Source organism: Massilia sp. BAP21 (assembly GCF_057801335.1).
This window is the reverse complement of the sequence record NZ_CM173596.1, coordinates 264,426-283,950: the sequence shown is the minus strand read 5'-3', so window position 1 is coordinate 283,950 and position 19,525 is coordinate 264,426. Positions and strand designations below refer to the sequence as shown.

Here is a 19,525-nt window from a genome sequence, read left to right as displayed (position 1 = left end):
CGCATTCCCGGCCGGTGGCCGCCACCGCCGCGCTATAGTGTCGATATTGCCAGAACACGAAACACGAATCCAACATGGAGATGATTGCATGCACAAGCTGTTGAAATTGGCGGTGACGGCCCTCGGCCTGCTGGCGCTGGTGCGCCTGGCCAGCGCCGCGCCCGAGTCCGCCAGCGAAACGCGCAGCGTGGATGCGCGCGTGGCCCGCGTCCAGCTCGACGGCGCGGTCGACCTGCGCATCCGCCAGGGCAGCCCGGCGATGCTGATCCTGAGCGGCGATCCGCGCTGGCTGGCCGGGCTGACGATCCTGCAGCGCGGCGACACCATCAACATCGGCGGCGGCGGCCGGCGCGGCCTGCGCCTGGTGCAGGACCCGGTGCGCGCCGAGCTGGTGCTGCCGACGCTGCGTGAAGTGAGTTCCGAAGGCCTGGGTGCCACCGACATCAGCGGCTTCAGCGGCGAGGAACTCGCGCTGGCGCTCGACGGGGCCGGTTCGATGACCGTGAACGTGCGCTACCGCCTGATCAGCGCCAGCCTGGGCGGCGTCGGCAGCATGCAACTGGACGGTGTGCAGAGCGAACGCATCGACCTCGACCTGCACGGCGCCGGCCATGTGATGCTGGCCGGCCGCAGCCGCCTGCTGCGGGCCGAGCTGAGCGGCGTGGGCGGCCTGGATGCGCGCCAGTTCACGGCCGAGAGCGTGACGCTCGATTTGTCGGGCCTGGGCAATGCCACCGTTACCGCGAACGGCAGCGCGAACCTGAACCTGTCCGGCATGGGTTCGGCCACGATCTACGGCAAGCCGCTCAACCGCAAGGTGAGCGTGGACGGGCTGGGCAAGGTCAGCTGGAGATAAGCGGGCTCGAACAGGCGATGCAATAAGTGGGAAGGCGGCAGCGGCCGCCGCGAGAACAACAAGGTAGGCAAAGACCGGTTCCACGCACGAGACGATGAAAAAAATTACCGTAGCGATCCTGCTCGCGCTCGGCCTGCACGGGGCGGCGCAGGCGGGCTTTCCCGAGGGAGCGAGCGCGTACAACGCGCGCAACTACGCGCTGGCGATGAAGGAGATCGCGCCGCTGGCGCGCGCCGGCAATCCCGATGCCCAGCATTTGCTGGGCCTGATGTATTACATGGGCCGCGGCGTGACGCGCGACTACAAGCAGGCCTTTGCCTGGCACATCAAGGCAGCCCAGCAGGGCAAGGCCGACGCCCAGTACGTGGTCGGCGCCATGTACTACACCGGCAACGCCGTGCCGCAGGACCAGAAGCACGCGGTCACCTGGTTCCGCAAGGCGGCCGAGCAGGGCCATGCCGAAGCCCAGCACGCGCTCGGGCTGATGTACCGCTACCACGTGGCCGGCGTGCCGGGCGACCCGGTGATCGCCTACATGCTGATGAATCTCGCCGCCGCGAGCGGCAACCAGAACGCCATCAACCAGCGCGCGGCCATGGCCAAGCAGATGAGCCAGGGGCAGATCGAGGAAGCGCAGGCGCTGTCGCGCACCTGGAAGGTGGGCACCAGCCTGCCGGGGCAGTCGAAGACGGGTGGGGGATGAGCGCGGAAGGGAACATGCCGATGCGCTGCAAGCGGCTGACCTTCTGGGGCGCCGACGAGTACGACGATTCGCTGCCGCGCAGCGTGATCGCCGGACGCAAGACCGTCACCGCCGACACGGTCGAGGCCTACTACCGGCCCTACGGCGAATACGGGGACGGCAGCTATGCGCCCGGCGACCTGATCGAGGTGTACGACCAGCAGCAGCGGCTACGCTGCCGCATTCGCGCAACGAAGGTCTACAACATCCGCTTCGGCGACGTGCCGGAAGAAGTGTGGCGCGGCGAGGCCTTTGCCAGTGCCGGGGAATTCAGGGAAGTCCACGTGCGGGCGTTGGCACCGCTGGTGCTGCATGACGACTTCGAGCTGGTGACGCTGCATTTCGAACTGGTCGACGTCGTGATGCCGTTCGATTGAGACAGAAGGCGTTCGCTTCGTGTATCGCCGGAGTCGACGGGCCAGCGTGACAATCCGCACATGTTGTCCGGTATTCGACTGTCAGGTCGAGCGTGTACAACGCGTGCATGACGCGCTGGCGGTGAAGACGATCGCCAGCCGGCGCGCGTCGGCACGGCCGATGCCCGATACGTCGTCGACATGGCAGCGTGTGTATCGGGCGCGACCGGAATAGTGATGTGGCCGGGAATGCGGGTGTGGCCATAAGGCTCAACGCCTCGGCTTGCGTTGGCTTGCAAGCGGCGCCAAAGGTGTTCTCCCTTGCGCCCTGGCGGCTGTCCGTCGCGGCCTGAGTTCATCGGCAAGCTTCCATGTCGGCGCGTTCGGTAACAGCACCCAGATCACTTTCCATGCATTGCGCCGCACGCCGCCCACGGCATTGGCGAAGCGGCTCGGCGTGATGGCGGCGCCCTCGTACAGTAGCCGGTCACCATCGACGTGTGCATGGAAGTTCTTGCCGTCGAATACTGTCCTGAGCACTGTGCCTTTGGGCAGGAAGACATGCTTCCATTGATAGCCCGACGTCACCGGCATGGCGAACGATTCCGGCGCATTGCGAGCCAGCCAGTCCCGAATGGCGGCGGCGCCGATTTCCCATACTTCTTGCGTGAAGCCGGACTGGATCGACGCGAGCAGCAGTTGCTGGTGCAGTTCCAGCGGTATCGGGATCGGCATGGCGGAAGCCGGAGCAGGTGTCGTCTTCATAGGCTCGCTTTCACACGTTATTGAACGATATCGCACGATATGGGTGTGAGAATGTACGACAGGCGCGCGATTTGGCACGATAGTCCCGCGAAACCGCACGATGCGCGCACGCTTTCAAGCGATCACGGTGACGGCTGTACAGACGGTTAGACATTCAGCTTTCGTATCGTTCGCTTTCGTGCGCCCATCGTGCATTTGCATCAACAGATCGTGCGTTTTCGTAGGCGTGTCGTGCGCTTTCGTGAGCAAATCGTGCGGAATCGTGCCGTATCGTGCGCTTGAGCGAGGATGAAGGCGATGACTACCTCGCCGTCCGCCCATCCTACCGGGCTGGCCAGCCTGTTGTGCCTGGATGGACCTTGCCTGTCCCGAAGATGCCCGCCGCCGCGCCCATGCCGGTCGGCGGCGGGCAGGACCGGATCTATCGTTCCAGCGCCGGCACCGGCTTTGCCGCAGCCACGCCCAACGAGCGGAACAGGGTCAGCGACACCGCGTTCCCCATCGCCTGATAACCGAGGTCGTTCGGATGCAGGTGGTCGCCGCTGTCGTAGGCCGCCAGGAAGCGCGTCGGGTGCGCCGGGTCGCGCGTGGCCCCGTCGAAGTCGATCACGCCGTCGAACTCGTCGCTGGAGCGGATCCAGTTGTTCACCGCCTGACGCACGACTTCCTTCTCGGGCGAGTAATAGCCCGCACCCTCGAAGGGCGTGAGCGTGGCGCCGAAGATGGCGATGCCCTTCGCATGCGCCCGCGCGATCACCTGGCGGTAGCCGGCGATCAGGTCGTCGGCCGTGACCGGATTGGTGGCCGAGCTGTTGCCGATATCGTTGATGCCGATGAGCAGGGTCATGTAGCGCACGCCTGCGGTGGCGAGCACGTCGCGGTCGAAACGCTCCTGGATGCTGCGCCCGGCCAGGGTGTTCGGCGAATCGGTGAGCAGGCGGTTGCCGCTGATGCCGCGGTTCACCACGCCGAGGCGGCCATTGATCCCGAGCACCGGGTCGCGCACGGTCTGCAGGCGCCGCGCCAGCCAGTCGGGCCAGCGGTTGTTGGTGTCGACCGTGCTGCGGGTGCCGTCGGTGATCGAATCGCCCAGGGTCACGATACTCGGCCCGGCGCTGTCGATGTCGACTTCGGTGAGGAAGGGCCAGGCCGTGATGGTGCGCTGCACCGGCAGGGTGGCCGACGCCGTGAAGTCGCCCGGCAGCGACACGTAGTTGGTCTGCAGGCCGGTGTTGTGGATGGTAGTGGCGTCCACCGTGCCCGGCAGGTAGAGGCTGACGGCGAGGTCGGACAGGGCCGCCACGTTCAGCTCGACCGGGTCGGACAGCACTGGCGCGCCGGGCGGGATCACGATGGAGGAGCGGCCGCTGAAGGTGAGCACGCGGTCGGTGCCGGGCGCGACGTCGGAGCCGCTGGCACGCACGCCGATGCGGGCCGCGCCGATGCGCAGCGGCACGGCGCCGAACTCGTTCGACACGCGGATGCGCACGCGGTTGCCGCCGATGCTGGTGTGGACGATCAGGCGCAGGGTCTGGTCGGTGAAGGTTTGCAGGCTGGCGGGTGCCGGCGGACCGGCCGGGGCCGTGCCCCAGGTGCCGGTCCAGCGTTCGTTGTTCCAGCCCTGGGCGTTGGCGCCGTGCCCGGGCAGGGCCAGGATGGCGGCGAGGGCGGCGCCCGCCAGCACGACGCCGAAGCGCGAACGGCGCGTTGGGATGGGACGGGGCAGCGCGGGAGGAAGGCTGGACTTCTTGCGGCGCGCGAAATTGAACAGGGCAGTCGGCATCAGGTGCATGATCGTGCTCCTTTTGATTAGTGGAAACGACTCGTCTGGCTGAGCTCGCGTTTCCAATCTATGCGGCGCGCATGGGGTCGGACAAGATGGCTACGGACGAGTTCGTTGTGCCAGCTTAAAAGTTCCGTGAAAAGCTCATGCATTGAAGAATTTGTTTGCGCTTGAGCACGCAAATAAGAAATACATTCTCTTGCGAGCAACACTTTGGGCCGCCAACGCGTGCGCAAGGGCTGGCGTACAATTGCCGTTTTCTTAAGGAGGCCGGAATGCGCGCAATCGAAATCACCCAACCGGGCAAGCCTGAGGTACTGCAACTGTGCGAACGGCCGCAGCCGGAACTGAAAGCGGGCGAAGTGCTGATCCGCGTGCACGCGGCCGGTATCAACCGGCCCGACGTGCTGCAGCGCCTGGGCCACTATCCGGTGCCGCCGGGCGCCTCCGACCTGCCGGGCCTGGAAGTGGCGGGCGAGATCGTCGATGGCGACCTCGGTGAGCTCAACAACAGCGGCTTCCGGAAGGGCGACATGGTCTGCGCGCTGGTGCAGGGCGGCGGCTATGCCGAGTATTGCGCGGCGCCGCTGGCGCAATGCCTGCCGATGCCGCAAGGCTTGAGCGCGGTCGAGGCGGCATCGCTGCCGGAAACCTTCTTCACCGTCTGGACCAATGTCTTCGACCGCGCCGGCCTGAAGGAAGGCGAGACCCTGCTGGTGCAGGGCGGCACCTCGGGCATCGGTGTGACGGCGATCCAGCTGGCCACGGCCCTGGGGCACCGCGTGTTCGCCACCGCCGGCAGCGACGAGAAATGCCGCGCCTGCGAGGAACTTGGCGCCGAGCGCGGGATCAATTACCGGAGTGAGGACTTCGTCGACGTCGTCAAGTCGTTGACGGGCGGGAAGGGCGTCGACGTGGTGCTGGACATGGTGGCCGGCGACTACGTGGCGCGCGAGATCGATTGCCTGGCAGACGACGGGCGGATCGCGCTGATCGCATTGCTGGGCGGGGCCAAGGCGAACGTCGACCTGGGGCAGGTGCTGCGCCGGCGGCTGTCGATCGGCGGTTCGACGCTGCGGCCGCGGCCGGTGGCGTTCAAGGGCGCGATTGCGCAGAAGCTGCGCGAGCAGGTGTGGCCGTTGTTTGCGGCGGGGAAGATCAAGCCGGTGATTTACAAGACGTTCCCGCTTGAGCAGGCGGCGGAGGCGCACGCGCTCATGGAGTCGAGCACGCATGTCGGGAAGATTGTGTTGCAAGTGGTTTGATTCGGGCGGTGCAGGCAGGTGGGTTCGAGAACCCATCCTACGAACTAATCCGGACCGAATGTGCACGTGATCGTTGAACGCGTGGACGGGTAACCCGTCCACCCTACAGTGTCCGTAGGGTGGAAGGCTCTGCCTTTCACGCGTCCAACAAACAATAGCAAACCAATATAAGGTTTTATTGCCACGTTTTTAACACTCCCGCTCAGCCATTGTTTGACCACCCCCGGAACGGCGGCTAGAATAGCGGGTTATTTGACTGTGGGGTAATATGCGTCCCAAACTCGTCGTAGGTAACTGGAAGATGAACGGCAGCCGTGCGGCGAATGCGTCGCTGCTGGCCGGTATTGTCGCTGGCCTGGACAACGCACAGGCCACATGCGCCGTCTGCGTTCCGGCTCCCTATCTGCAGCAATGCGTCGACACGCTGACCGGCAGCCCGCTGGCCTGGGGTGCGCAGGACGTGTCGCAACACGTGAGCGGCGCCTACACTGGCGAAGTCGCAGCCTCGATGCTGGTCGACTTCGGCTGCCAGTACGCCATCGTCGGCCACTCGGAACGCCGCGCCTACCATGGCGAAACGAACGAGACCGTGGCGCAGAAGGCGCTGGCCGCGCTGAATGCCGGCATCACCCCGATCGTCTGCGTGGGTGAAACCCTGGCCGAGCGCGAAGCCGGCCAAACAAATGTTATTGTCGCCCAACAATTGTCGGCCGTGCTCGAAGTCCTTGACGTGGAAAGCGTGGCGCGTATCGTGGTCGCCTACGAACCCGTATGGGCAATCGGCACCGGCAAGACCGCCACCCCGGACATGGCGCAGGAAGTCCATGCCCAGTTGCGCGCGCAATTGCGTGAACGCAACGCCGAAGCGGCCGAATGCGTCGCCATCCTGTACGGCGGCAGCATGAAGCCGGACAATGCGGTCGAGCTGATGGCGCAGGATGACATCGACGGCGGCCTGATCGGCGGCGCGGCCCTGAAGGCGGCCGACTTCCTGGCGATCATCGGCGCCGCGGCCTGATCCTGGCCTGAATAGAATTTGCAACGTAGTTAATAAACTTGGAATGGAACTGTAATGAACGTGTTGTTCAATCTCGTAGTTGTCGTGCAGGTGATTTCGGCCCTGGTCATCATCGGCTTGGTGCTGCTGCAGCACGGTAAGGGTGCCGACATGGGCGCCGCCTTCGGTTCGGGCGCCTCGGGCAGCCTGTTCGGCGCCAGCGGTTCGTCGAACTTCCTGTCGAAGTCGACCGCCGTCGCCGCTGCGATCTTCTTCGCGTCGACCCTGGGCCTGGCTTCGATGAGCAACAACCGTACCGTTGCCACCGGCGGCGGCGTGATGGAGCGTGCGACTTCCCAGACCAACGGCGTGCCGACGGCGCCTGGTGCGAACGTACCGGCCACCAACGCCACCCCGGCCGAAGCACCGGCGCCGACCGCCGGCGTGCCAGCGGCGCCGGCAAGCGATGTGCCTGCGGCCGCAGCGCCTGCGGCGCCGGCGACGACTGCACCGGCAGCCCCGGCACCGGCTGCTCCGGCGACCCAGCAGTAATCATGGTTTCATGCGGCCGCGCGCCCGATGGGGTGGCAGCCGTCAGGCGCATGTGGGGCGCAAGCGTTCGTTGAACGCGTGGACGGCGAAGCCGTCCACCCTACAGAAATGTTTTACAGCAGTTCCCCAGTATGCACGATGGCGTTCGATTTGCGCGCCATCGGTTTCTCCAAGCTGCTAGGATCGCGCATCGGCTTGATCCTATAGAAAGTTTGAGAAAAAGCTTACTTTTCCTTGTGACACCTCAATTTGTGCATTGAAAGAAGGTGTTAAGGCAGGGTATAATACTGGTCTCCAGCCGACGTGGTGAAATTGGTAGACACGCTATCTTGAGGGGGTAGTGGCGCAAGCTGTGCGAGTTCGAGTCTCGCCGTCGGCACCAAGATATTAAAGAAAGCCAGCAAGGGCGATGAGCAACCGCTCTCCAGCCTGAGCTGGCTTTTTTACGAGGATCAGTCGTACGGTCCTGGTGGCAGGCACGAGGCCAGGATTGCGCGATACGGCGCTGCATCCAATGCAGTGGTTTTACTAACCGATCGTTCAAATAGGCTCCATCGTGAACCTCGAAAATTACTTCCCCGTTCTTCTCTTTATCCTGGTTGGCGTCGGTGTCGGCGTTGCTCCCCAGGTGCTCGGCTATCTGCTCGGACCGAACCGTCCCGATGCGGCCAAACTCTCCCCATACGAATGCGGCTTCGAAGCCTTTGAAGATGCCCGCATGAAGTTCGACGTTCGCTACTACCTGGTGGCGATCCTGTTTATTTTGTTTGATCTGGAAACGGCATTCTTCTTCCCATGGGGCGTCTCGATGCGCGAGCTGGGTTGGACCGGTTTCATCACGATGATGGTGTTCATCGCCGAATTCGTGGTTGGTTTCTGGTACATCTGGAAGAAAGGTGCCCTTGATTGGGAATAAGCCATGGCTATTGAAGGCGTATTAAACGAAGGTTTCATTACCACCACAGCCGATAAGCTGATCAACTGGGCGCGCACGGGATCGATGTTCCCGATGACGTTTGGCCTGGCCTGCTGCGCGGTCGAGATGATGCACGTGGGCGCTGCCCGCTACGACCTCGACCGTTTCGGCATCGTGTTCCGCCCGTCGCCGCGTCAGTCCGACGTGATGATCGTGGCCGGCACGCTGTGCAACAAGATGGCGCCGGCGCTGCGCAAGGTCTACGACCAGATGGCCGAGCCGCGCTGGGTGATCTCGATGGGTTCCTGCGCCAACGGCGGCGGCTACTACCACTATTCGTACTCGGTGGTGCGCGGCTGCGACCGCATCGTGCCGGTGGACGTGTACGTTCCGGGCTGCCCGCCGACGGCTGAAGCACTGCTGTACGGCATCATGCAGCTGCAGAACAAGATCAAGCGCACCAACACCATCGCGCGTTAAACCAGCCGGATTCACCATGACGACAAAACTCGAAGTCCTCCAACTCGCCCTGGAAAAAGCACTGGGCGAGGGCGCTGCCATTTCCGCTGCGCTCGGCGAAGTGACCGTGGTGGTCAAGGCCGCCAATTACCTGGCCGCGATGCAGACCCTGCGCGACGATCCGTCGCTGAAATTCGAAGAACTGATCGACCTGTGCGGCGTCGATTATTCCCAATATGGGGAAGGCACCTGGGATGGCCTGCGCTACGCGGTTACTTCCCACCTGCTGTCGATCGAGCATAACTGGCGCGTGCGTGTGCGCGTGTTCTGCCCGGACGACGAGATGCCGCTGGTCGAATCGGTCACCGGCATCTGGCGCGGCGCCAACTGGTACGAGCGCGAAGCGTTCGACCTGTACGGCATCCTGTTCGACGGGCACGGCGACCTGCGCCGCATCCTGACCGACTATGGCTTCATCGGCCACCCGTTCCGCAAGGACTTCCCGATCTCGGGCTACGTCGAAATGCGCTACGACCCCGAGCAGAAGCGCGTGATCTACCAACCCGTGACGATCGAGCCGCGTGAGAACATCCCGCGCGTGATCCGCGAAGAAACCTACGGGATGAAATAATGGCTGAGCTTAAGAACTACACCCTGAACTTTGGTCCGCAGCATCCGGCAGCGCACGGCGTGCTGCGCCTGGTGCTGGAGCTGGACGGCGAAGTGATCCAGCGCGCCGACCCGCACATCGGCCTGCTGCACCGCGGCACCGAGAAGCTGGCGGAAACCCGCACCTACCTGCAATCGGTTCCCTACATGGACCGCCTCGACTACGTGTCGATGATGTGCAACGAACACGGCTACGTGCTGGCAGTCGAGAAGCTGCTGGGCATCGAAGCGCCGATCCGCGCGCAGTACATCCGCGTGATGTTCGACGAAATCACCCGCCTGCTGAACCACCTGATGTGGCTCGGCGCGCACGCGCTCGACATCGGCGCCATGGGTCCCTTCCTGTACGCCTTCCGCGACCGCGAAGACCTGTTCGACGTCTACGAGGCGGTGTCGGGCGCGCGCATGCACGCGGCCTACTACCGCCCGGGCGGCGTGTACCGCGACCTGCCGGACAGCATGCCGCAGCACAAGGAATCGATCATCCGCTCGAAGAAGGCGATCGCCCAGCTGAACGAAGACCGCCAGGGTTCGGTGCTCGACTTCATCGAAGCATTCACCAAGCGCTTCGACGGCTACGTCGACGAATACGAGACCCTGCTGACCGATAACCGTATCTGGAAACAGCGTACCGTCGGCATCGGCGTGGTGTCGCCGGAAGCGGCGAAAGCCATGGGCTTCACCGGCGCCATGCTGCGCGGCTCGGGCGTGGCCTGGGACCTGCGCAAGACCCAGCCGTACGCCGTGTACGACAAGCTCGACTTCGACATCCCAGTCGGCACCAATGGCGACTCCTACGACCGTTACCTGGTGCGCGTGGAAGAAATGCGTCAGGCCAACCGCATCATCAAGCAGTGCATCGCCTGGCTGCGCGTGAACCCGGGCCCGGTCATGGTCGACAACCACAAGGTGGTGCCGCCGGCGCGCGAAGAAATGAAGTCGAACATGGAATCGCTGATCCACCACTTCAAGCTGTTCACCGAAGGCTTCCACGTCCCGCCGGGCGAGGCCTATGCCGCGGTCGAGCACCCGAAGGGCGAGTTCGGTATCTACATCGTGTCGGACGGCGCCAACAAGCCTTACCGCCTGAAGATCCGCACCCCCGACTATGCCCACTTGCAGAGCCTGGACGAGATGGCCCGTGGCCACATGATCGCCGACGCCGTCACGATCATCGGTACCCAGGACATCGTTTTCGGCTCTATTGACCGGTGACGCGCGCGTTCGATAAGTCCGAAGGAAAAAATATTATGTTGTTATCCGAGCAGTGCTATAAAAAAATCGACCGCGAGCTGGGCAAGTACCCGGCCGACCAGCGTCAATCGGCCGTGATGGCCGCGCTGGCCCACGCCCAGGTCGAACTGGGCTGGCTGTCGCCCGAAACCATGCAGGAAATCGCCGACTACATCGGCATGCCGGCGATTGCCGTGCAGGAAGTGGCGACCTTCTACAACATGTACAACCTGCGTCCGGTCGGCAAGCACAAGATCACCGTGTGCACCAACCTGCCGTGCGCCCTGTCGGGTGGCGAGCGCGCCGCCCACCACCTGAAACAGAAACTCGGTGTCGATTTCCGCAGCACCACCGAAGACGGCCAGTTCACCCTGCTGGAAGGCGAGTGCATGGGCGCCTGCGGCGATGCGCCGGTCATGCTGGTGAATAACCACCGCATGTGCTCGTTCATGAGCAACGAGAAGATCGACGCCCTGGTCGATGAACTGAAGGAAGTGAAGCAATGACCAGCCTGCACGACCGTCACATCAATCCGCTGATCCTGAAGGATCTGAACGGTGAAAACTGGCACCTCGAAGACTACGTCAAGCGCGGCGGCTATTCGGCCCTGCGCAAGATCCTCGAAGGCGGCATCACCCAGGAACAGGTCATTGCCGACCTGAAGGCCTCGGGCCTGCGCGGCCGCGGCGGCGCCGGTTTCCCGACCGGCCTGAAGTGGAGCTTCATGCCGCGCCAGTTCCCTGGCCAGAAATACCTCGTCTGCAATACCGACGAAGGCGAGCCGGGCACGTTCAAGGACCGCGACATCATCCGCTACAACCCGCACGCGCTGATCGAAGGCATGGCCATCGGCGCCTACGCGATGGGCATCACCGTGGGCTACAACTACATCCACGGCGAGATCTTCCAGGAATACCTGCGCTTCGAAGAAGCGCTGGAAGAGGCGCGTGCCGCCGGCTTCCTGGGCGACAACATCATGGGTTCGACGTTCAGCTTCCAGCTGCACGCCGCGCACGGCTACGGCGCCTACATCTGCGGCGAAGAAACCGCGCTGCTCGAGTCGCTGGAAGGCAAGAAGGGCCAGCCGCGCTTCAAGCCGCCTTTCCCGGCCTCGTTCGGTTTGTACGGCAAGCCGACCACGATCAACAACACCGAGACCTTTGCCGCGGTGCCGTTCATCTTCAACGTCGGCCCGGAAGCCTACATGGGCATGGGCAAGCCGAACAACGGCGGCACCAAGATCTTCTCGATCTCGGGCGACGTCGAGCGTCCGGGCAACTACGAGATCCCGCTGGGCACGCCGTTCGCGACCCTGCTCGAGCTGGCCGGCGGTATGCGCGGCGGCAAAAAGATCAAGGCCGTGATTCCAGGCGGTTCCTCGGCTCCCGTGATCCGCGGCGAAGTCATGATGGAAACCAACATGGACTACGACTCGATCGCGAAAGCCGGGTCGATGCTGGGTTCGGGCGCGGTCATCGTCATGGACGAAACCCGCTGCATGGTCAAGTCGCTGCTGCGCCTGTCCTACTTCTACTACGAAGAGTCCTGCGGCCAGTGCACGCCGTGCCGCGAAGGCACCGGCTGGCTGTACCGCATGGTGCACCGTATCGAGAATGGCAAGGGCCGTCCAGAAGATATCGAACTCCTGAACAACGTCGCGTTCAACATCAAGGGCCGCACGATCTGCGCACTCGGCGAAGCCGCCGCGATGCCGGTCGAAGCCATGATCAAGAACTTCCGTGAGGAATTCATTCATCACATCGAGCACAAGCAATGCTGCGTGCCCGAATACCTTTAAGCCAGGTCAGGTAACGATCAAATGGTTGAAATTGAATTAGACGGCAAAAAAGTCGAAGTCGCACCAGGTTCCATGGTGATGGACGCCGCAAACAAACTCGGAACCTACATTCCGCACTTCTGCTATCACAAGAAATTGTCGATCGCAGCGAACTGCCGCATGTGCCTGGTCGAAGTGGAAAAAGCGCCGAAGCCGATGCCGGCTTGCGCCACGCCGGTTTCGCCTGGCATGGTGGTGCGCTCGCACAGCGACAAGGCCGTGGCCGCGCAGAAGTCGGTCATGGAATTCCTGCTGATTAACCACCCGCTGGATTGCCCGATCTGCGACCAGGGCGGCGAATGCCAGCTGCAGGATCTGGCGGTCGGCTACGGCAAGGGCGAATCGCGCTACGACGAAGAAAAGCGCGTCGTCACGCCGAAAGAAGCCGGCCCGCTGATCTCGATGGAAGAGATGAGCCGCTGCATCCAGTGCACCCGTTGCGTGCGTTTCGGCCAGGAAGTGGCCGGCGTCATGGAATTCGGCATGCTGGGCCGCGGCGAGCACTCGGAAATCACGACTTTCGTCGGCAAGACGGTCGACTCGGAAGTCTCGGGCAACATGATCGACCTGTGCCCGGTCGGCGCGTTGACCTCGAAGCCTTTCCGTTACTCGGCCCGCCCGTGGGAACTGCAACGCCGCAAGTCGGTGTCACCGCACGACTCGCTCGGCACCAACCTCATCGTCCAGGTCAAGGGCGGCAAGGTGATGCGCGTGCTGCCGCTGGAAAACGAGAACATCAACGAATGCTGGCTGTCCGACAAGGACCGCTTCTCGTACGAAGCCCTGGACAACGCCGACCGCCTGATCAACCCGATGATCAAGCAGGGTGGCCAGTGGATCGAAACCGACTGGAAGACCGCGCTCGAATACGTGGCCCACGGCATCCGTAACATCCGCCACGAGCACGGCGCCGACAGCATCGCCGCTGTTGCGACTGCCCACTCGACCGTGGAAGAACTGTACCTGCTGAACAAGGCCATGCGCGGCTTTGGCGTGAACGCCATCGACTTCCGCCTGCGCCAGAGCGACTTCGCCCTGGACGGCAGCGTGACCCCATGGCTGGGCATGCCGATCGCGGAACTGTCGAACCTGAAGCGCGCCTTCGTGATCGGCTCCTTCCTGCGCAAGGACCACCCGCTGGTGGCGACCCGCCTGCGCCAGGCAGTGAAGGGCGGCGCCAAGCTGTCGATCCTGCACGGTTCCGACGAAGACAACCTGATCCCGACCGCGAACAAGATCATCGCCGCGCCGACCGACTGGCTGGCCGCACTGAGCGAGATCGTGTCGGCCGTGGCTGCCTCGAAAGAGACCGCCGCGCCTGCCGGCTTCGAGAACGTGCAAGCCGGTGACGCTGCGAAAGCCATCGCCGCTTCGCTGGTCGCCATCGACGGCGACGTCGCTGGTGCTGTGCTGCTGGGTAACTCGGTCCTGCACCATCCTGAAGCCTCGAAGATTCACGCCCTTGCGCAGTGGATCGCCAACGCCACCGGCGCCAAGTTCGGTTACTTCGTCGAAGCGGCGAACACCGTCGGCGGCCACCTGGTAGGCGCGACCTCGAACACTGATTTGTTCAGCGTACCGAAGAAAGCTTATGTGCTGCTTAACGCGGAACCGGAACTCGATGCGGCCAATCCGCAGCAAGCCCTGGCCGCGCTGAAGGGCGCCGAGATGGTCGTTGCCATGTCGCCGTTCAAGCATGGCATGGACTACGCCGACGTGCTGCTGCCGATCTCGCCGTTCTCCGAGACCGCCGGCACCTTCGTGAACTGCGAAGGCCGCACGCAGAGCTTCAACGGCACCGTCAAGCCGCTGGGCGAAACCCGTCCGGCCTGGAAAGTGCTTCGCGTGATCGGCAACCTGCTGGGCCTGCAAGGCTTCGACTACGACACCGCAGAATCGATCCGCGACGAAGCGCTGGGCAAGGGTGTGCTTGACCATTCGGACAAGCTGAACAACATCGCCAAGCTGAGCCCATCGGCTGCATCGCGCTCGGAAGAGTCGGGCTCGCAAGGTTCGGGCGCACTACAGCGTATCGCCGACGTGCCGATCTATTTCGCCGACGCCATCGCGCGCCGTTCGGAACCGCTGCTGCGCACGGCCGACGCCAACGCACCGCTGGTGCGCCTGCCGTCGCAACTGGCTGAACAGCTGGGCGTGAAAGCCGGCGATACCGTGAAAGTCACCCAGGGCAATGGCTCGGCCATCCTGGTGGCCGACATCGACAAGCGCCTGCCGGCGAACGTCGTGCGCGTTGCTGCCGCTCACCCGGCCGTCGCCACCCTCGGCGCCATGTTCGGCACCATCAACGTAGAAAAAGCAGGGGAGGGCAAGTAATGGCAACGCCCGGTTTTATCGATAGTTTTTACGAGCTCGGCGCTACCAGCCCGATCGCGCCGGTCTGGCCAGTCCTCTGGACGCTGATCAAGATCCTGTGCGTCCTGCTGCCGCTGATGGGCCTGGTTGCCTACGCGACCCTGTGGGAACGTAAGCTGATCGGCTGGATCCACATCCGCCTCGGCCCGAACCGCGTGGGTCCCGCCGGCCTGCTGCAGCCGATCGCCGATGCGGTCAAGCTGCTGGTCAAGGAAATCGTCATTCCGGCAAAAGCGACCACCAAGCTGTTCGTGCTGGGCCCGATCATGACCATCATGCCGGCCCTGGCCGCCTGGGCGGTCGTGCCTTTCGGCCCGGACGCGGCGCTGGCCAACGTGAACGCCGGCCTGCTGCTGCTGCTGGCGATCACCTCGATCGAAGTCTACGGCATCATCATCGCCGGCTGGTCGTCGAACTCGAAGTACGCCTTCATGGGCGCGATGCGCGCCTCGGCCCAGATGATTTCCTACGAAATCCCGATGGGCTTCGTGATGGTCGTCGTGCTGATGATCACCGGTTCGCTGAACTTCACCGACATCGTCCAGAGCCAGCAGGTCGGCATGGCCGCTTCGCACGGCCTGAACTTCCTGTCGTGGAACTGGCTGCCGCTGCTGCCGCTGTTCTTCATCTACTTCATTTCAGGCCTGGCCGAATGTAACCGCCACCCGTTCGACGTCGTCGAAGGCGAATCGGAAATCGTGGCCGGCCACATGGTGGAATACTCGGGCATGTCGTATGCCATGTTCATGCTGGCCGAATACGCCAACATGATCCTGATCGGCACCCTGGCCTCGATCATGTTCCTGGGCGGCTGGAGCGCACCGTTCGGCTTCCTGGAATTCGGCGGCGCCTTCGGCGGCTTCTTCTGGCTGTTCCTGAAGATGTTCCTGATGGTCTCGGCCATGGTCTGGGTCCGCGGCACCTTCCCGCGTTACCGCTATGACCAGATCATGCGTCTGGGCTGGAAAGTATTCATCCCGGTGACCCTGGTCTGGCTGGTGCTGATCGCCGGCATCATGCAGACGTCCTGGAATATCTGGAAGTAAGAGAGCGTATTCACATGAACCGAATTAAAGATATCCTCGGCAGCCTGATGCTGTCCGAACTGTTCAAGGGTCTGGCGCTGACCGGCAAGTATGCCTTCTCGCGCAAGATCACCGTGCAGTACCCGGAAGAAAAGACCCCGATGTCGAACCGCTTCCGCGGTCTGCATGCGCTGCGCCGCTACCCGAACGGGGAAGAGCGCTGCATCGCCTGCAAACTGTGCGAAGCGGTCTGCCCGGCCATGGCCATCACGATCGAATCGGCGCAGCGCGAGGACGGCACCCGCCGCACCACGCGCTACGACATCGACCTGACCAAGTGCATCTTCTGCGGCTTCTGCGAAGAGTCCTGCCCGGTCGACTCGATCGTCGAGACCCACGTACTGGAATACCACGGCGAAAAGCGTGGCGATCTCTACTACACCAAAGAGATGCTGCTGGCCGTGGGCGACCGTTACGAAGCCGACATCGCTGCCGCCCGCGCGGCTGACGCGAAGTACCGCTGATGCACCGTTAACAAGAAAAAGGTCCCCGTCAGTCATGGAACTTACAACGATTTTTCCAACGATCCTGTTCTACGTGTTCGCGGCCGTCATGGTCGTGTCCTCGTTGCTCGTCATCACCTCGAAGAACCCGGTCCACGCCGCGCTCTTCCTGGTGCTGGCCTTCTTCAACGCGGCCGGCATCTGGCTGCTGCTGAAGGCCGAATTCCTCGCCATCGTGCTGGTGCTGGTCTACGTCGGCGCCGTCATGGTGCTGTTCCTGTTCGTCGTCATGATGCTCGACATTAACGTCAACCGCATGCGCGAAGGTTTCTGGGGCTATCTTCCAATGGCCCTGTTCATCGGCGCCTTCATCGTGCTGGAAATGGCACTGGTGCTGTGGAACGGCTTTAACAACGTCGGCCTGAGCACCGAGGCGGCTGCCCTGAACCTGGGCGGCACCAAGGAACTGGGCCTGCTGATCTACACCCGCTACATCTACGGCTTCGAAATCGCCGCCGTGGTGCTGCTGGTGGCGATCATCGCCGCCGTCGCCCTGACCCTGCGCCGCCGCAAGGACAGCAAGGCCATCGACCCGGGCGCCGCCGTGCGCGTGAAACGTAACGACCGCCTGCGCATCGTCAAGATGGACGTGGTCAACCAGCGCGCCATCGACGAAGCCAACGTGGCCGCTGCTGCAGCAGCAGCTGCGCAGAACAAGGAGCAAAACCCGTGACTTTATCGCTTGCACACTACCTGGTCCTGGGCGCGATCCTGTTCGCGATCTCGATCGTCGGTATTTTCCTGAATCGGAAGAACATCATCATCCTGCTGATGGCCATCGAACTGATGCTGCTGGCAGTGAACCTGAACTTCATCGCCTTCTCGCATTACCTCGGTGATGCGGCAGGGCAGATCTTCGTGTTCTTCATCCTGACCGTCGCGGCCGCCGAATCGGCGATCGGCCTGGCGATCCTGGTGGTCCTGTTCCGTAACCTGGACACGATCAATGTGGAAGACCTCGACAGCCTCAAGGGCTGATCCGGTCTCGGCTGATAATTAATAACGATTAAGGTTCAACATGGCGGGGCAACTCTCTTCCTCAATGTTACTGGCGGTGCCTCTGGCGCCGCTGGCAGGCTCGGCAATCGCCGGCCTGCTCGGTACCAAGTTTCTTGGTAACGTGGTCGGCCGCAAGGTCTCCCACACGGCAACCATCCTGGGCGTCCTGATCGCGCTGATCATCTCGGTCCAGACCCTGATGGCCGTGCTCGACGGCGCCACCTTCAACCAGGATATCTACACCTGGATGACGGTCGGCACCGTCAAGCTGGCGGTCGGCTTCCAGATCGACACCCTGTCGGCCATGATGATGTGCGTCGTGACCTCGGTGTCGCTGATGGTCCACATCTACACCATCGGCTACATGGCCGAGGACGAAGGCTACAACCGCTTCTTCTCGTACATCTCGCTGTTCACCTTCGCCATGCTGATGCTGGTCATGTCGAACAACTTCCTGCAGCTGTTCTTCGGCTGGGAAGCGGTGGGCCTGGTGTCGTACCTGCTGATCGGCTTCTGGTACACCCGTCCGACCGCGATCTTCGCCAACATGAAGGCCTTCCTGGTCAACCGCGTCGGCGACTTCGGCTTCATCCTCGGTATCGGCCTGCTGCTGGCCGCGTCGGGCACCATGCACTACGGCGAAACCTTCGCCCAGGCCGAGAAACTGTCGGGCATGTTCGTGCCGGGCATCGGCTGGCCGCTGCTGACCGCCGCCTGCATCTGCCTGTTCATCGGCGCGATGGGCAAGTCGGCGCAGTTCCCGCTGCACGTCTGGCTGCCTGACTCGATGGAAGGCCCGACCCCGATCTCGGCACTGATCCACGCCGCGACCATGGTTACCGCCGGCATCTTCATGGTGTCGCGCATGTCGCCGCTGTTCGAGCTGTCGGATGGCGCGCTGTCCTTCATCATCGTGATCGGCGCGATTACCGCACTGTTCATGGGCTTCCTGGGCATCATCCAGAACGACATCAAGCGCGTGGTCGCTTACTCGACCCTGTCGCAGCTGGGCTACATGACCGTCGCCCTGGGCGCGTCGGCCTACTCGGTGGCCGTGTTCCACCTGATGACCCACGCCTTCTTCAAGGCACTGCTGTTCCTTGGCGCCGGTTCGGTCATCATCGGCATGCACCACGACCAGGACATGCGCAACATGGGCGGCCTGCGCAAGTACATGCCGATCACCTGGATCACCTCGCTGCTGGGCTCGCTGGCCCTGATCGGTACGCCGTTCTTCGCCGGTTTCTACTCGAAGGACTCGATCATCGAAGCGGTGCACGCCTCGAACATCCCGGGTGCGGGCTTCGCCTACTTCGCGGTGCTGGCCGGCGTCTTCGTGACTGCCTTCTACTCGTTCCGCATGTACTTCCTGGTGTTCCACGGGGAAGAGCGCTTCGGCAAGGCCCATGCGCACGACCACCATGCGCATGACGACCACAAGCAGGCTGTTGCTGCCGGCCACGGCCATAGCGACCCGCACGCGACCCACGATTCGGACGCGCACCACGAGGAAGAGCACGACGATCACGGCCACCACGGCCTGGCCCCGGGCCAGAAGCCGCACGAGTCGCCATGGGTCGTGACCCTGCCGCTGATCCTGCTGGCGATCCCGTCGGTCATCATCGGTTACCTGGCCATCGGCCCAATGCTGCACGGCGACTTCTTCAACGGCGTGATCTTCGTCGGCGAGAACCACACCGCGATGGAAACCCTGCGCGAGGAATTCCATGGCGCCGTCGGCATGGCGATCCACGGCCTGAGCACCGCACCGTTCTGGCTGGCACTGGCAGGCGTGGTCGTGGCTTACTACTGCTACATGGTCAACCCGCGCGTCCCGGCCTGGTTCTACGCCAAGTTCAAGCCGCTGCACACGCTGCTGGACAACAAGTACTACATGGACAAGTTCAACCAGGCAGTGTTTGCCGGCGGCGCACGCGCCATCGGCGGCGGCCTGTGGAAAGTGGGCGACCGCGCGCTGATCGACGGCCTGGTCGTCAACGGTTCGGCCAAGGCGGTCGGCTGGTTCGCGCTGCTGACCCGCAAGGGCCAGACCGGCTACATCTACCACTACGCGTTCGTGATGATTGCGGGTATCGCTGCGACCCTGCTGTACTTCTTCCCGTTCTGGCGCTAAT

At 63.2% G+C, this 19,525-nt stretch carries 20 protein-coding genes and 1 tRNA gene; 19 read left to right on the top strand and 2 right to left on the bottom strand.

Annotation, left to right across the window (positions count from 1 at the left end; translation table 11 throughout):
- Positions 1 to 88 precede the first annotated feature (88 nt).
- The 3 genes from ACWYRN_RS01265 to ACWYRN_RS01255 all read left to right on the top strand — a co-directional run bounded on the left by ACWYRN_RS01265 (position 89) and on the right by ACWYRN_RS01255 (position 1,975).
- Positions 89 to 856: a GIN domain-containing protein gene (locus ACWYRN_RS01265; protein WP_488690755.1), complete on the top strand. Its 768-nt coding sequence runs from the start codon at positions 89 to 91 to the stop codon at positions 854 to 856.
- A 94-nt stretch (positions 857 to 950) separates the two neighbouring features.
- The gene (locus tag ACWYRN_RS01260) at positions 951 to 1,559 is read left to right on the top strand and encodes a tetratricopeptide repeat protein (protein ID WP_488690753.1); all 609 of its coding nucleotides are present in this window, start codon (positions 951 to 953) and stop codon (positions 1,557 to 1,559) included.
- A 14-nt stretch (positions 1,560 to 1,573) separates the two neighbouring features.
- Complete coding sequence (locus ACWYRN_RS01255; protein WP_488690752.1) at positions 1,574 to 1,975, top strand: ASCH domain-containing protein; 402 nt, start codon at positions 1,574 to 1,576, stop codon at positions 1,973 to 1,975.
- Positions 1,976 to 2,224: 249 nt separating this feature from the next.
- On the opposite strand, the gene ACWYRN_RS01250 is transcribed toward ACWYRN_RS01255, so the two are convergent.
- Complete coding sequence (locus ACWYRN_RS01250; protein WP_488690750.1) at positions 2,225 to 2,719, bottom strand: hypothetical protein; 495 nt, start codon at positions 2,717 to 2,719, stop codon at positions 2,225 to 2,227.
- 421 nt (positions 2,720 to 3,140) lie between these two features.
- Entirely contained in the window at positions 3,141 to 4,511 is a 1,371-nt protein-coding gene (locus ACWYRN_RS01245) for an SGNH/GDSL hydrolase family protein (RefSeq protein WP_488690749.1), read from the bottom strand.
- 266 nt (positions 4,512 to 4,777) lie between these two features.
- On the opposite strand from ACWYRN_RS01245, the gene ACWYRN_RS01240 reads away from it, so the two are divergent.
- From ACWYRN_RS01240 to nuoL, 16 genes are all read left to right on the top strand, one after another.
- A complete protein-coding gene (locus tag ACWYRN_RS01240) occupies positions 4,778 to 5,767 on the top strand; it encodes an NAD(P)H-quinone oxidoreductase (protein ID WP_488690748.1) in 990 nt (329 codons plus the stop codon).
- Between the two features lie 268 nt (positions 5,768 to 6,035).
- Complete coding sequence (gene tpiA / locus ACWYRN_RS01235; RefSeq protein ID WP_488690747.1) at positions 6,036 to 6,785, top strand: triose-phosphate isomerase; 750 nt, start codon at positions 6,036 to 6,038, stop codon at positions 6,783 to 6,785.
- Positions 6,786 to 6,839: 54 nt separating this feature from the next.
- Positions 6,840 to 7,316: a preprotein translocase subunit SecG gene (secG, locus tag ACWYRN_RS01230; RefSeq protein ID WP_488690745.1), complete on the top strand. Its 477-nt coding sequence runs from the start codon at positions 6,840 to 6,842 to the stop codon at positions 7,314 to 7,316.
- Positions 7,317 to 7,613: 297 nt separating this feature from the next.
- A tRNA-Leu gene (locus ACWYRN_RS01225) sits at positions 7,614 to 7,698 on the top strand.
- Between the two features lie 174 nt (positions 7,699 to 7,872).
- The gene (locus tag ACWYRN_RS01220; protein ID WP_229438591.1) at positions 7,873 to 8,232 is read left to right on the top strand and encodes an NADH-quinone oxidoreductase subunit A; all 360 of its coding nucleotides are present in this window, start codon (positions 7,873 to 7,875) and stop codon (positions 8,230 to 8,232) included.
- A gap of 3 nt (positions 8,233 to 8,235) precedes the next feature.
- The gene (locus tag ACWYRN_RS01215; protein ID WP_020654624.1) at positions 8,236 to 8,712 is read left to right on the top strand and encodes a NuoB/complex I 20 kDa subunit family protein; all 477 of its coding nucleotides are present in this window, start codon (positions 8,236 to 8,238) and stop codon (positions 8,710 to 8,712) included.
- Positions 8,713 to 8,728: 16 nt separating this feature from the next.
- Positions 8,729 to 9,322, top strand: coding sequence for an NADH-quinone oxidoreductase subunit C (locus tag ACWYRN_RS01210; RefSeq protein WP_488690744.1), 594 nt, complete (start codon positions 8,729 to 8,731; stop codon positions 9,320 to 9,322).
- Complete coding sequence (locus tag ACWYRN_RS01205; RefSeq protein WP_488690743.1) at positions 9,322 to 10,575, top strand: NADH-quinone oxidoreductase subunit D; 1,254 nt, start codon at positions 9,322 to 9,324, stop codon at positions 10,573 to 10,575. The genes ACWYRN_RS01210 and ACWYRN_RS01205 overlap by 1 nt, the downstream gene beginning before the upstream one ends.
- A gap of 35 nt (positions 10,576 to 10,610) precedes the next feature.
- Positions 10,611 to 11,099 (top strand): NADH-quinone oxidoreductase subunit NuoE, encoded by a 489-nt coding sequence (nuoE, locus tag ACWYRN_RS01200; protein ID WP_229438588.1) that lies wholly within the window; start codon positions 10,611 to 10,613, stop codon positions 11,097 to 11,099.
- Positions 11,096 to 12,391 carry an NADH-quinone oxidoreductase subunit NuoF gene (gene nuoF / locus ACWYRN_RS01195; RefSeq protein WP_488690742.1) on the top strand — a complete coding sequence of 432 codons (1,296 nt, stop codon included), beginning with the start codon at positions 11,096 to 11,098 and terminating at the stop codon, positions 12,389 to 12,391. The genes nuoE and nuoF overlap by 4 nt, the downstream gene beginning before the upstream one ends.
- 21 nt (positions 12,392 to 12,412) lie before the next feature.
- A complete protein-coding gene (gene nuoG / locus ACWYRN_RS01190) occupies positions 12,413 to 14,764 on the top strand; it encodes an NADH-quinone oxidoreductase subunit NuoG (RefSeq protein ID WP_488690741.1) in 2,352 nt (783 codons plus the stop codon).
- On the top strand, positions 14,764 to 15,849 hold the full coding sequence (gene nuoH / locus ACWYRN_RS01185) for an NADH-quinone oxidoreductase subunit NuoH (protein WP_488690739.1): 1,086 nt from the start codon (positions 14,764 to 14,766) through the stop codon (positions 15,847 to 15,849). Before nuoG ends, nuoH begins: the two co-directional genes overlap by 1 nt.
- A 14-nt stretch (positions 15,850 to 15,863) precedes the next feature.
- Complete coding sequence (gene nuoI, locus ACWYRN_RS01180; protein WP_229438584.1) at positions 15,864 to 16,352, top strand: NADH-quinone oxidoreductase subunit NuoI; 489 nt, start codon at positions 15,864 to 15,866, stop codon at positions 16,350 to 16,352.
- Positions 16,353 to 16,386: 34 nt separating this feature from the next.
- The gene (locus tag ACWYRN_RS01175; protein WP_488690738.1) at positions 16,387 to 17,064 is read left to right on the top strand and encodes an NADH-quinone oxidoreductase subunit J; all 678 of its coding nucleotides are present in this window, start codon (positions 16,387 to 16,389) and stop codon (positions 17,062 to 17,064) included.
- Entirely contained in the window at positions 17,061 to 17,369 is a 309-nt protein-coding gene (nuoK, locus tag ACWYRN_RS01170; protein ID WP_056333562.1) for an NADH-quinone oxidoreductase subunit NuoK, read from the top strand. Before ACWYRN_RS01175 ends, nuoK begins: the two co-directional genes overlap by 4 nt.
- Positions 17,370 to 17,409: 40 nt before the next feature.
- The gene (nuoL, locus tag ACWYRN_RS01165) at positions 17,410 to 19,524 is read left to right on the top strand and encodes an NADH-quinone oxidoreductase subunit L (protein ID WP_488690736.1); all 2,115 of its coding nucleotides are present in this window, start codon (positions 17,410 to 17,412) and stop codon (positions 19,522 to 19,524) included.
- Position 19,525 lies beyond the last annotated feature (1 nt).

What these genes read in the sequence shown, in the direction of transcription:
- ACWYRN_RS01265 (WP_488690755.1), top strand. Translation starts at nt 89, where the DNA reads ATGCACAAGCTGTTGAAATTGGCGGTGACGGCCCTCGGCCTGCTGGCG.
- ACWYRN_RS01260 (WP_488690753.1), top strand. Translation starts at nt 951, where the DNA reads ATGAAAAAAATTACCGTAGCGATCCTGCTCGCGCTCGGCCTGCACGGG.
- ACWYRN_RS01255 (WP_488690752.1), top strand. Translation starts at nt 1,574, where the DNA reads ATGCCGATGCGCTGCAAGCGGCTGACCTTCTGGGGCGCCGACGAGTAC.
- ACWYRN_RS01250 (WP_488690750.1), bottom strand. Translation starts at nt 2,719, where the DNA reads ATGAAGACGACACCTGCTCCGGCTTCCGCCATGCCGATCCCGATACCG.
- ACWYRN_RS01245 (WP_488690749.1), bottom strand. Translation starts at nt 4,511, where the DNA reads ATGCACCTGATGCCGACTGCCCTGTTCAATTTCGCGCGCCGCAAGAAG.
- ACWYRN_RS01240 (WP_488690748.1), top strand. Translation starts at nt 4,778, where the DNA reads ATGCGCGCAATCGAAATCACCCAACCGGGCAAGCCTGAGGTACTGCAA.
- tpiA (WP_488690747.1), top strand. Translation starts at nt 6,036, where the DNA reads ATGCGTCCCAAACTCGTCGTAGGTAACTGGAAGATGAACGGCAGCCGT.
- secG (WP_488690745.1), top strand. Translation starts at nt 6,840, where the DNA reads ATGAACGTGTTGTTCAATCTCGTAGTTGTCGTGCAGGTGATTTCGGCC.
- ACWYRN_RS01215 (WP_020654624.1), top strand. Translation starts at nt 8,236, where the DNA reads ATGGCTATTGAAGGCGTATTAAACGAAGGTTTCATTACCACCACAGCC.
- ACWYRN_RS01210 (WP_488690744.1), top strand. Translation starts at nt 8,729, where the DNA reads ATGACGACAAAACTCGAAGTCCTCCAACTCGCCCTGGAAAAAGCACTG.
- ACWYRN_RS01205 (WP_488690743.1), top strand. Translation starts at nt 9,322, where the DNA reads ATGGCTGAGCTTAAGAACTACACCCTGAACTTTGGTCCGCAGCATCCG.
- nuoE (WP_229438588.1), top strand. Translation starts at nt 10,611, where the DNA reads ATGTTGTTATCCGAGCAGTGCTATAAAAAAATCGACCGCGAGCTGGGC.
- nuoF (WP_488690742.1), top strand. Translation starts at nt 11,096, where the DNA reads ATGACCAGCCTGCACGACCGTCACATCAATCCGCTGATCCTGAAGGAT.
- nuoG (WP_488690741.1), top strand. Translation starts at nt 12,413, where the DNA reads ATGGTTGAAATTGAATTAGACGGCAAAAAAGTCGAAGTCGCACCAGGT.
- nuoH (WP_488690739.1), top strand. Translation starts at nt 14,764, where the DNA reads ATGGCAACGCCCGGTTTTATCGATAGTTTTTACGAGCTCGGCGCTACC.
- nuoI (WP_229438584.1), top strand. Translation starts at nt 15,864, where the DNA reads ATGAACCGAATTAAAGATATCCTCGGCAGCCTGATGCTGTCCGAACTG.
- ACWYRN_RS01175 (WP_488690738.1), top strand. Translation starts at nt 16,387, where the DNA reads ATGGAACTTACAACGATTTTTCCAACGATCCTGTTCTACGTGTTCGCG.
- nuoL (WP_488690736.1), top strand. Translation starts at nt 17,410, where the DNA reads ATGGCGGGGCAACTCTCTTCCTCAATGTTACTGGCGGTGCCTCTGGCG.